Consider the following 11,398-nt stretch of genomic DNA (forward strand, 5'->3'; position numbering starts at 1 on the left):
CGTCCGAACCGGCCGGCGGTTCGGGCATCGCTGGCTCCGCAGTCGCGGCTGGAGCCGTTTCTGCTGGTTTTGCGGGCTCGGCCGGAGCGGGCGCAGCCTCGGCCGGCTTCGCCGGTTCCTGGGCCGGTTCCTGGGCCGGTTCCTTGGCCGGTTCCGCCGCGGCGGCGGCCGTGATCTCGGTGATGCGGCCATCGAGCTTCGGCGTATAGGGCCGATGTGCACTGAGATAATCGGCGACCACCTGTTCGAGGCCCGGTCCGTAATCATAGGCGTTCTTGGCCTTGTCGGCGAACACCTTGTAGCCGTCGCCGCCCTGGCGCACATAGTTGTTGGTGGCGACCAGGTAATCCTTGTCCGGATTGATCGGGGTCCACGCGCCGCCTTGCATGACTTCGACCGACTTGACGCGCCCGGCATTCGGGGCAGCCGATTTGTCGAATGAGTACTTCAGGCCGGCAACCTGCGGGAAGCGTCCGGCGCCGTCCTCGATCTGGCTGAGACCGTTCTCGAGCCCGGCAATCAGATCCTTGCCGGAAATCTGGAAGGTCGCCAATGTGTTCTGGAACGGCAGCACGTTCAGCACTTCGCCCATGGTGACGGTGCCCTGGTCGATCGAAGCGCGCAGACCGCCGCCATTCGTGATGACGATCTCCACACCCTGGTCCTTGACGCGGTCAAGGACGGCATCGGAGACGAGATTGCCCATCTCGCACTCGCGGGTGCGGCAGTTCTCACGGCTGCCGTCGATCGCTTTGGTAGTTTCGGCGACCTCCTGGTTCTTCAACGCCTCGATCGGCGCGCCGAGCTCCTTGATGCGGGCAAGCACCGCGGGATCTGGCGTGATCGATTTGTCGAGGTAGATCGGGTCGCCGCTGGCTTGCTTGACGACGCCGTTGTCGTCAAACACGACCTTGAACTCGCCGAGATATTTCGAATAGGACGCCGCCTGGACGACCGGCACTTTATAGCCGTCCGGATTGTCGACCATCGTCGGGTAGGGGCCTTCAGCCTTGGGGTCGGTGTTGGACAGCAGCGAATGGCTGTGGCCGCCGACCACCACGTCGACACCCGGAATCTTGGCGATGACGTCGCGCTCGCGCTTGTAACCGATATGGGTGACCGCGATGATCTTGTTGACGCCTTCTCCCTTCAGCTTCTCGACCTCTGACGTGATCGACTTGACGTCGTCCTCGATCGTGACGTTAGGGCCTGGCGAAGCGAGCTCCGGCGTGTCGTTGGTGACCGCGCCCACGACGCCAATCTTCTGGCCGCCGACCTCGATCACGATCGACGGTTTCACGCGGTCACCCAGCTTGGATTGCGCGTTGGCCTTCACATTGGCGCCGAGCACCGGAAATTTGATCATATCCAGGAACGGCGCCAGCGCCGCCTCGCCGTCGTCGAACTCGTGATTGCCGACCGCCATGGCGTCGAATTTCATCTGGTTGAGGAATTCGCCTTCGGTCTTGCCCTTGTAGGTGGTGTAGAAGAGCGAACCCTGGAAATTGTCGCCGGCGCTGAGCAGCAGCACGTTCTGACCTTCCAGCTTCTTGCGCTCCTGGCCGATCGCCGTGATCAGCCGCGCCGCGCCGCCGGTGCACTCGCCCTTGGCCTCCTCTTCGGCAGAGCAGGTCGATTCATATTTGTTGTTGCTTTCGATGCGGCTATGCCAATCGTTGATGTGCAGGATGTTCAGCGTGTAGTCGGCAAAGGACACGCCGGCTGACAGGCCAAGCGTAGACGCCGACAGCGCGGCAATGGCGGCGATCTTCTTCATCTTCGTCTCCCGGATGACCTGTTTAACGCCCTTGCTCGACTGGAACATAACAGCCAGCTTTTCGCCCATGTTCACATCGCGTTTTAGGTGATGCAAGCGGAATCGGGGCCAGCTTTGCCGGCGCAAAAAGGACGGCGTCCTCAAGCCGCCGTCCTTTGCAAAGCAGTTCAGTATGGGCTCAGGTGCGTCGCGTCAGCACAAAGTTCTGCCCGCTCGCACTGGTGCAATTAAGCTGCGAGGTGGAGATCAACAAGCAGTTGAAGCTTATCGGCGTCTGGCGGATCAGCGAAGTGCCATTGATCGCGACCGAAGTACCGCCGGTCATGGTGTAGCTGCCGTCGGCAAGTTTCTGGCCGGTGTCGGTCGCGACGGTATTGAAGCTGCCGGCGGCGAAGGTCGACAGGCCGGTGCCTTGTGCGTCGATCCATGAGCCTTCGACCGCGTTGCGCGTGGCCAATGACGGCCCGCCCGGGCCGGCGGTGGTGCACGCCGCCAAGGCGACGGCAGCGGCCGCGACAATGCCGGCCGAAAGCTGTTTGCGCGCAATCGTCATCATCAAAATCCTCTCCTCTCGCATCGGCCGGAAAATCGATCCGATTTTTCGGAAAGCACGATGCGTACATTCAAAGCGCTATACTTTATGCGTCCAAATGGACGCATACGTCGCTCTAGGCCCCACCTTTCCTTCAATCGCCCGATTTCCAGGCGATTGCAAGGCAGTGAAACATTGCTATCGAACGAGGATGTTGCACTATCGAACGAGGATGTTGCGGAATTGCCATGGGTCGTTTTTGTCGAGGTCTTCCGGGAACAGACCAGGGCGGTTATCGAGCGGCGTCCAATCGGTGTAGTAGCCCTTGATCGGCCCCAGATAGGGGGACTGCAATTCCAGGCAGCGCCTGTAGTCCATCTCGTCGGCCTCAACGATGCCGGCCTCGGGATTTTCCAGCGCCCAGACCATGCCCGCCAGCACTGCAGACGTGACCTGCATGCCCGTGGCGTTCTGATAAGGCGCCAGCTTGCGCGCTTCCGCCAGCGACAGTTGCGAACCGTACCAATAGGCGTTCTTGTCGTGGCCATAGAGCAGCACGCCTAGCTCGTCGACACCGTCGACCAGTTCGTTTTCATCGAGCACGTGATGCACGGATTGCGCCTTGCCGGCGGCACCGAACATCTCGTGCAGCGACAGCACGGCGTCGTTGCAGGGGTGGTAGGCGTAGTGGCAGGTCGGACGATATTGAACCTTGCCCTTCCTGCCGCGCAAGGTGAAAAAGTCGGCGATCGAAATCGACTCGTTGTGCGTCACCAGGAAACCGTATTGCGGACCGGGCGTCGGGCACCAGCTGCGCACACGCGTGTTGGCGCCCGGCTGCTCCAGATAGATCGCGGCCTTCGAGCCATGCTTGTGCTTCTTGGCATTCTTCGGCATCCACGTCTCATGCGTGCCCCAGCCGAGTTCGGCCGGTTGAAGCCCTTCCGAGATGAAGCCTTCGACCGACCAGGTGTTCCAGAACACGTTCATCGGCTTCGGCTTCTTGGTGCGCTGTGTGTCGCGCTCGGCGATGTGGATACCCTTGACGCCGGCCTTCTTCATCAGCCTGGCCCAACTTTCGCGATCGTGCTGCGCGGGCTCCGAGAACTCGAGGCCGAGATCGGTGGCGAGGTTGACCAGAGCCTGCTTGACGAACCACGAGACCATGCCTGGATTGGCGCCGCAGGTAGAGATTGCGGTCGCCCCGCCGGGACGCGCGTGCTTTTCTTCGATCATGGATTCACGCAGCGCGTAGTTGCTGCGGCTGGCATTGTCGGCCTTGGTATCGAAATAGAAGCCGAGCCACGGCTCTACGACGGTGTCGATGTAAAGCACACCCAGCTTGCGACAGAGCCGCATCAAATCCACTGAGCCGGTGTCGACCGAGAGGTTGACGCAAAAGCCCTGGCCACCGCCTTTGGTCAGCAAAGGCGTCAGCAGCTTCTTGTAGTTCTTCTTGGTTACCGCATCCTGCACGAAGGTGATGTCGCGCTCGTCGAGCAGCTTGCGATCGGTATCGCGTGGGTCGATGACCGTCATGCGGGACTTGTCGAACTTGAAATGGCGCTCGATCAGCGGCAGCGTTCCCCGCCCGATCGAGCCGAAGCCGATCATCACGACAGGGCCGGTGATCTCGCCGTAAACGGGCCAGTTTTCATTCGCCATTTTATCGATTACTCCCTCAGACACGCTGAAAAGCCGGGGCGTTCTTTGCCGGACGGCCAAGCGCTACAACCACAGATCATTGTCATAAACCAGCGAAAAACCGCGAGCTACGCCGCATTCGCCACGTGGTTAAGAGGACGACCAGCCGATCGTGGCCGTCAGAACCTTGTAGTCGCGTTGGGCAAAGTCGAGCGCCAGCAAATTGCGCGGCGAAAGATGCGGCGAGCATTAGCTCTCGTCGACGGTTCCCGATCCGGGTCGCAGCACGATGCCTCGGCGACTCTTCCGCAAGCGCTCACAGCTTTGGCCTACAGGCCAAGCATTCTGCGGATACGCCAATCTATTCACCCTTGCGGCAGATCGCGCGAGGTCACATCGGCGATTGACTTGTGAATCCGGATCGTCTCGATTTTCTTGCCGGGACGCATTATGCCGATCACCGTTTCGATGTCGGGACAGCCATCTTTGCGGCATACGAGCTCCGTGACGGACACCACGACGTCGCCATCGAGCCCGCGGGCCTCGCGAACCCAGACCTTGATCTGGCTGGTCTTCTCCGGCAGGGCAAGCCCGCGCGGGGCGAGTGGGTTCGCGAGGCGTTTCATAGACAATCCTGTCCCAAAGGCGCCTTGCCGAATCTACGCACTCAGAGCCTCTACAGAGTCCACGTCGACACAGCATTTGAGGAAGCCGTCTTCAATCACGCCCTTGGGCAGGTTGCGGCCGATAAACACCAGCCGGCTCACGCGCTTCTCCCCCTCTTTCCAGGGGCGCTGGTGGTCGCCTTCGAGCAGCATGTGGACGGCCTGGACGACAAAGCGGTCGTCATCGCCCTTGAATGCCAGGATGCCCTTCATGCGTAGCATGTCGATGCCGAATTTCTGTGTGATCATCTGGATCCACGGCAAGAATTTGCCCGGATCGATCAAAGCTTCTGTGACGAGAGAAAAACTGGTGACGTGATCGTCATGCTCATGCTCGTGTTCTGCGTCGAGAAAGTCCGGCTCGACTTCGAGGACACGGTTCAGATCGAACGCGCCGCGATCCAGAACCTCGTCGAGTGGAACATTGCAACGTGTGGAATGCTTGATTGCAGCCGTCGGGTTGATCCTGCGAATGCGCGCCTCCACTGCATTGAGTTCGATCGGCCTTACCAGGTCGGTCTTGTTGAGTATGACGATATCGGCGAAAGCGAGTTGCTCCTGCGCCTCGTGCGCATGATCCAACTCGCCGAGGAGATGCTTCGCATCGACGACCGTGACGATCGCGTCGGATCGCGCTCAGGCTCTCGATCCTGTGAACCAGGCCCTCCTCGATGAGCCGATCCAGCGCGCGATAGATCTGTAGCGGTGAGCGGAGCCCCTTCCTGGCGAAGGAGTTCAAGCAGTTCGTAGGCCCCCATTGGCCGCTCGGAGCGCGCGAGCGCACCGAGAACCAACTGCTGATTACGTCCAGGCATCCGTTGTTCCTTAGTGTTCCACGCAGTTTCGAGCACAACGGTCACCGTGAGTTATAACATAACGTTTTCGATTGACGAACGTGATAATATAACATAACGGATCGTCAAGAGCGGGGCTGACTTTGATGCTTTCCGCGGAGATGGAGCAAATGGCGGTCGGTGTGACCTTTCAAGACCTTACGCTGGGCTACAACAGCCATCCCGACGGAATGATCCGGCCCGGCAGTCATCCGGTCGGCGGGCGTACATTCTTCCATCTTTGCCGGCGCGCAGTGTGCTCGGCACGCGTCCGGCATATGTCCCCACAGAGCCACTTGAACAGAAGGAGTATCGAATGTCCTGGACGCTGAAGCTTGCCGCCGTAGTGGGCGTCATAACATCATTGCCAATCATCCCGTCGGTGGCCGCGGCCGAGAACCTCAAGGTTGTCGCCAGCTTCTCGATCATCGCCGATTTCGCCAAGAATGTCGGCGGCGACCGTGTCGACATCATCACGTTGGTCGGCCCGAATGGTGACGCCCATGTCTACGAACCGAAGCCGGCCGACGCGGCCACCGTCGGTTCTGCCGACGTGGTGCTGGTCAACGGCCTTCAGTTCGAGGGCTTCCTTCAGCGTCTCGTCGAGGCGAGCGCGACGAAGGCGCCGGTCGTGGAGTTAACCAAAGGCGGCGAGGTGTTGCGCAACACCGAGGAAGAAGGTCACCACGATCAGGATAAGGCCGCCAAGGGCGGGGAAGGGCACGCCGCGGAGGCGGAAGAGGGCCGTGAGGAAGGGCACCATCATCACGGCGAGTCAGATCCTCATGCATGGCAGTCGGTGCACAATGCCGAACTCTATGTGAAGAACATCGCCGATGCCTTCTGTGCCGCCGATGCGGCCGGCTGTGACACCTATCGGGCCAATGCCCAATCATACGGCCGGCAGCTCGAGGGACTGGAAGCGGAGATCAAAGCTGCTGTAGCTGAGATCCCCGAGGACAAGCGCACGATCATCAGATCCCACGACGCCTTTGGGTATTTTGAGCACGAATACGGCATAAAATTCCTCGCACCGGAGGGCGTCTCCACCGAATCTGAGGCTTCGGCCTCCGACGTCGCGGCCCTCATCAAACAGATCAGGCAAGACAAGGCTTCTGCAATCTTCGTGGAAAACGTCACCAATCCCCGCCTGATCGAACAGATCGCCAGCGAGACGGGCCTGAAAGTCGGCGGTGAACTCTACTCCGACGCCCTGTCGGATAGGAACGGCCCGGCTGCGACCTATCTCGAGATGATGCGGCACAACATCACGACGATGAAAGGCGCGATCCTCGGAAGCTGACCGCCACGGAGCAATCCGCCTCTTCGTCGACCACAATCAGTTATGTGATAACATTCAAGGAGAATACCGTGAGGACAAATTGGGCGTCAGCCACGGCCATCGCGCTGTTTCTGTCTCTATCAACAAGTGCTGCCCATGCCGAGGAGGTGACCGCCTGGCGCCTCTTCATCTCAGATCACGCGGACCCGAAGGTGACCGTAGTCGATGCAGTCGATGGCGAAAAGCTCGACACGTTCCATCTCAAAGGGCCGGCATCGCTCCATCGGAGCGAAAGCGGCCGGACCGTGTTCGCCGTGCAGGGCGCGGCCGGCGTCGTTACCGGGATCGCGAGCGGCATTTCCTTCGAGGACCACGGCGAGCACGGCGACATCGACGTCGAAGCGCCGAAGCTTGCCGGCGTCGAGATCGCAGGCAAGAAGCCGTCGCATTTCGTCGAGCATGACGGAGACCTCGCCGCTTTTTTCGACGGCGAAGGTGTCGCCCGCATCATCTCCGAGAAGGCCGTTCTGGAAGGCAAATCGGATTTCAGGGAAGTGAAGACGGACGCGCCGCAGCACGGCGTGGCAGTCGCCTATGGCTCCCATGTTCTCCTGTCGGAGCCGAACAGGGAAAAGCCGGACGAACTCCCGGTCGGCATCAGGGTCGCTGACGAAGCCGGCGCGCCGATCGGCGGCATCCACGCCTGCCCCGACCTCCACGGGGAGGCGTCTTCCGGCAATATCCTGGCTTTCGCCTGCGCGACCGGTCTGCTTGTTGTCACCGATGGCGACGGCACCCCGGCGATCCGTCACCTACCCTATGCCGACAGCCTGCCGGACGGCAAAACGACGACGCTGATCGGCGGCAGAGGCCTGCAATATTTCCTCGGCAACTACGGCGCCGACAAGGTGGTGCTGATCGATCCGACGGTCGAGAGCGACGCATTCCGGCTGATCAGCCTTCCGACGCGCCGCGTGCATTTCGTGGTCGATCCCGTTCGTGCGAAGTTCGCCTACGTCTTCACCGAGGACGGCCAGCTTCACCAACTCGACGTGGTGAAGGGGGAGATCGCAAACTCGCTCAAGCTGACCGAGCCCTATTCGATGGACGGTCACTGGAGCGAGCCGAGGCCGCGCGTCGCGGTCGCCGGCGACAGGATCGTGGTTACGGATCCTTTGAAAGGCGTGCTGCGTCTCGTTGATGCGACATCGTTCGAGAAAACCGGCGACATGGCTGTCGAAGGCAAACCCTTCAACATCGTTTCCGTGGGCGGCTCCGGTCAGATCCCACGAAGGCGAATAGTCGCTCCTCCCAAGCGGCTGCCGCGCGTCCGGCCCATTCTTGCCGGGCCGGACGCATCTTCCCAACTCGCAAAGCAAAACCATGCTCGAGACAAAGTCGTGGGCGTGTCGTCTGGTGCCTTTTCGCTGCGTTTTCAGCCCAGCCGCGCCGGGATCAATCCGCGCAGGGAATTGCCGACGAACAGCGCTTTGGCCGATTTCAGATCATCCAAGGTGTAGATTGCTTCGCGGGCGCGGCCTTCGTCCAGCAATTCGCCGCGCAGTACGCCAGGCAGCAGGCCGCAATCGAGCCGCGGCGTTGCCAGCGCGCCGTCGCCGAAATCGGCGAAGAGATTGGTGATCGTGCCCTCACAGATTTCGCCACGCTCGTTGGCCAGCAGCACCTCGTCGGCCCGGCTGATCAGATATTCGGCTCGCGCCCGCTGATAGGTGTCCCGGCGACTCGTCTTGTGGCGCAGCAGCGTGTCGCTTGAATCGAGCCGCACCCGCGCCAGTTGCAGCCTCCACACCTTGTCGGCTGCATGCGGCTCGTAAGGCAGCGCCGAGACCGTTACCTTGCCGCTGCGCGACAGGACGAGGCGTGTGCGCAAGGCCATGTCCGGCCGGTCGACGGCGTTCCTGAGCATCTCGCCGACCTTCTGCGGATCGCAGGCAAAACCCAGTTCGGCTGCCGAGCCATAAAGGCGGGCCAAATGGCGGTCGAAACGGAGGAAGCCTTGGCCCGGCTGCCAGCGCATGGTTTCGATCAGCTCGAAATCGGCGGTGTTCCCGTCGCGTAGCGCGCTTTCAGCAGGCACTCCTGATACTCCTCCTCGGCGGTCGAATCGAAGACGACGCCACCACCGATATTGTAGACGGCTTCGCCACTGGAAAAGAGCGATATGGTGCGGATCGCCACCGAAAAGCGCATCCTGCCGCCAGGCGCGATCCAGCCGATGGCGCCGCAATAGACATCGCGCGGCGTGGCTTCCAAGTCGTGCAGGATTTCCATGGCGCGGATTTTTGGAGCGCCGGTGATCGATCCGCATGGAAACAGCGCAGCGAAGATCCGGCGGATGGTGAGGTCGGGCAAGAGCTTGGCCCGCACGCGGCTCACCATCTGATGGACGGTCGGGTAGCTCTCGATGCGGAAAAGCTCCGGCACCTCCAGCGTGCCGACCTCGCTGATCAGCGAGATATCGTTGCGCAGGAGATCGACGATCATCCGGTTCTCAGCCTGGTTCTTCTCGTCGTTGCGCAAGAACGCCTTCAGCCGCTTGTCCTCCGCCTTGGTCGCGCCGCGCGGGGCGGTGCCCTTCATCGGATGCGTCTCGATCATGCCTTCGGCGTCGACCTCGAAGAACAGTTCCGGCGAACGCGACAAGACGACCGGATCGCCGAGTGCGATCAGCGCGCCGTATTTCACCGGCTGGCGCTGCGTCAGCGCGTCGAAGGCGGCCAGCGGATCGCCCGACCACTGCGCATGAACTGGGAAGGTCAGATTGCCCTGATAGCAATCGCCCTTGCGAATGTGATTGTGGAGCCGCGCAAAGCGTTTTGCGTAGTCTTCTGAAGACCAGGCAGCCCTTGCATCGAAGATCGGACCGTTGGTCGCCGGCGCGTTGCTGGGCACGACCGCCTGTTCGACAGGGGCGTCGAAGATCCCCAGGCAGACAAGCGGGGCGCGGCGTCCGCCCGGCAGCAGCGGAACGAGCTTCGGTTCGAGCAGGTAGCCGGCCTCGTAGGAGAAATATCCGGCCAGCCATTTGCCAGCGTCATGCGCGGCCTGGGCGATTTCCAGCGCCGGCAGGAAATCCTCCGCCTCATGCGCCACGATGATGTCGGCCGGACGGTCGAAAACGAGCTGATGCGCGCGCTCGTCATTTCTGAAAATTGCAGAGGGCAGGGGCATGGGACTCGGATGCTGCGATCGATGACGCCAGCTATCGCTCTATATGGGGGCTCGAACGCGCGCAATCGAGAGAGCGGCGTCTCAAGACGCAAAGGCAGCCTTGGTGCAAAAGCAAACCGGCGGCAGCTCGAAGGCACCGCCGGTCTGTTATGTGCTCGATACCGCCAGGCAATTCAGGTGTTGCTCGCGGTTCCCCCGGTCGGGAAGCGGCGCGCGAATTCCTCCTCATCGCCGGCGGCAAGCAGTTTCGCCTGCTCGATCCAGCGCTCACGCTCGATGCGGCCGTCGAAGTTCAACGTCTCCTCGATTCGCTTGACGTCGGCGGCCGTCCAGGCGGCGATTTGCGCATAGGTTGTGACTCCGAGCCCGTTGAGCAGTCGCTCGTTGGCCGGGCCGATGCCGATAAGGCGGCGCAGATTGCTGGCTTTGCCAGCCGCCGCCTTTGTTGTCGCGGCTTTCTTTGCCGCTGACGCAGCGCTCTTCGGTGCAGCCCCCGTTTTCGATGCGGGAAGTTTTGGCGCACTTGCCTGCGACGCGCTCGCTTTCGACGCACTGGCCTTCGGCGCGGCCGCGGCCTTCGCGGCCGCCGGTTTCTTGGACGTGGTCGTGGCTGGCGCGGTCTTTGCTGGCCCGTTCTTGGACGCGGTCTTTGCCGGTGTCGACTTGGCCGGCGCGGTCTTGGCCGGCGCGGATGTCGCCATCAATGCCGACGGCGCAGGGATTGCTGCCTTTGTCGCACCGGTCTTGGTGCCTTGTGCCTCGCCCAACTGGCGCGCCAGGTCGGCGCGGGCGCCGCGGCATACTTCCAGCTCGCCGGTCAGGCGGTCGGCGTCGGCGCGCAGCCTGTCGCGCTCGCTGCGCGTGCGGTCCATGTCACCGCGCAGGCTGTCGAGCTCGCCACGCAGGCGTCCCCAGATGAACCAGCCAACCAACACACCTACCAGGAACGCCAGGAGCATGTAGAAAAAAGTGCCCATTGTCTTTCTCTCCAGTCCGATCCATCTGCCGTGGCCTGGAGTGGTGACCTTGGCACAAGGACCATTCAATGGTGGCTCCGCTGTTCGCGGAACAGCCGGCTTAGATCGAGCTGTCGGCGACCGGCTTTTCCTGCCATGGCCAACGGCCGCTGTCGCATTTGCCGAAGCGCCGTGACCGGACCGAAGATTTTTTCCTGGCCTGAGCCCCGCGCCCGACTGAGCTTGAGGCGGGACGCTATCATACAGCTTCCGGAAAGCTAACGGAAAAATTCCACGGAGAGTTATTTAAGAACAGATATTTAGGGCCAAGAATAGAATGGTCTCAATATGCATTGCGGCTAAACTGTTCTGTCAGCCCCGGATGTTCAGCGCTGTGCGTCAATTGTCCAAAGCTTCGAGCTCGTCGATCAGCCCGCCGATCACGCCAAGTCCGATCTGCCAAAAGGCAGGGTCTGTGGCGTCAAGGCCGAAGGGTGCCAGGAGCTCGGAATGATGC

The 11,398-nt window shown here is 61.5% G+C and carries 9 protein-coding genes and 1 pseudogene; 2 read left to right on the forward strand and 8 right to left on the reverse strand.

Going from position 1 to position 11,398, the window contains the following annotated elements:
- From EOA86_RS07140 to EOA86_RS07160, 5 genes and pseudogenes are all read right to left on the reverse strand, one after another.
- A partial coding sequence (locus EOA86_RS07140) for a bifunctional UDP-sugar hydrolase/5'-nucleotidase (RefSeq protein ID WP_164891598.1) occupies nt 1-1,777 on the reverse strand: 1,777 nt, incomplete at its 3' end.
- Between the two features lie 178 nt (nt 1,778-1,955).
- The gene (locus tag EOA86_RS07145) at nt 1,956-2,330 is read right to left on the reverse strand and encodes a hypothetical protein (RefSeq protein WP_065007649.1); all 375 of its coding nucleotides are present in this window, start codon (nt 2,328-2,330) and stop codon (nt 1,956-1,958) included.
- 198 nt (nt 2,331-2,528) lie between these two features.
- Nucleotides 2,529-3,974 (reverse strand): homospermidine synthase, encoded by a 1,446-nt coding sequence (locus EOA86_RS07150; RefSeq protein ID WP_128341088.1) that lies wholly within the window; start codon nt 3,972-3,974, stop codon nt 2,529-2,531.
- Between the two features lie 344 nt (nt 3,975-4,318).
- A complete protein-coding gene (locus tag EOA86_RS07155; protein ID WP_128341089.1) occupies nt 4,319-4,579 on the reverse strand; it encodes a nitrate reductase in 261 nt (86 codons plus the stop codon).
- 33 nt (nt 4,580-4,612) lie between these two features.
- Nucleotides 4,613-5,271 (reverse strand): annotated as a pseudogene (locus tag EOA86_RS07160) (GTP-binding protein); the annotation flags it as partial.
- Nucleotides 5,272-5,767: 496 nt separating this feature from the next.
- Here EOA86_RS07160 and aztC point away from each other — a divergent pair.
- Together aztC and aztD are read left to right on the forward strand one after the other, a co-directional pair.
- The gene (aztC, locus tag EOA86_RS07165; RefSeq protein ID WP_128341091.1) at nt 5,768-6,754 is read left to right on the forward strand and encodes a zinc ABC transporter substrate-binding protein AztC; all 987 of its coding nucleotides are present in this window, start codon (nt 5,768-5,770) and stop codon (nt 6,752-6,754) included.
- 68 nt (nt 6,755-6,822) lie between these two features.
- Nucleotides 6,823-8,253 (forward strand): zinc metallochaperone AztD, encoded by a 1,431-nt coding sequence (aztD, locus tag EOA86_RS07170; RefSeq protein WP_348633335.1) that lies wholly within the window; start codon nt 6,823-6,825, stop codon nt 8,251-8,253.
- On the opposite strand, the gene EOA86_RS07175 is transcribed toward aztD, so the two are convergent.
- The 3 genes from EOA86_RS07175 to EOA86_RS07185 form a co-directional block, all read right to left on the reverse strand.
- Nucleotides 8,169-8,831: an aminotransferase class IV family protein gene (locus EOA86_RS07175; protein ID WP_127211788.1), complete on the reverse strand. Its 663-nt coding sequence runs from the start codon at nt 8,829-8,831 to the stop codon at nt 8,169-8,171. The genes aztD and EOA86_RS07175 overlap by 85 nt on opposite strands.
- Nucleotides 8,780-9,925 (reverse strand): aminodeoxychorismate synthase component I, encoded by a 1,146-nt coding sequence (locus tag EOA86_RS07180; RefSeq protein WP_127211787.1) that lies wholly within the window; start codon nt 9,923-9,925, stop codon nt 8,780-8,782. The genes EOA86_RS07175 and EOA86_RS07180 overlap by 52 nt, the downstream gene beginning before the upstream one ends.
- A gap of 173 nt (nt 9,926-10,098) precedes the next feature.
- Nucleotides 10,099-10,902, reverse strand: coding sequence for a proton-conducting membrane transporter (locus EOA86_RS07185; RefSeq protein ID WP_128341092.1), 804 nt, complete (start codon nt 10,900-10,902; stop codon nt 10,099-10,101).
- Between the last annotated feature and the right edge of the window lie 496 nt (nt 10,903-11,398).

It is taken from the genome of Mesorhizobium sp. M5C.F.Ca.IN.020.32.2.1, assembly GCF_004023105.1.
Taxonomy (GTDB): domain Bacteria; phylum Pseudomonadota; class Alphaproteobacteria; order Rhizobiales; family Rhizobiaceae; genus Mesorhizobium; species Mesorhizobium wenxiniae.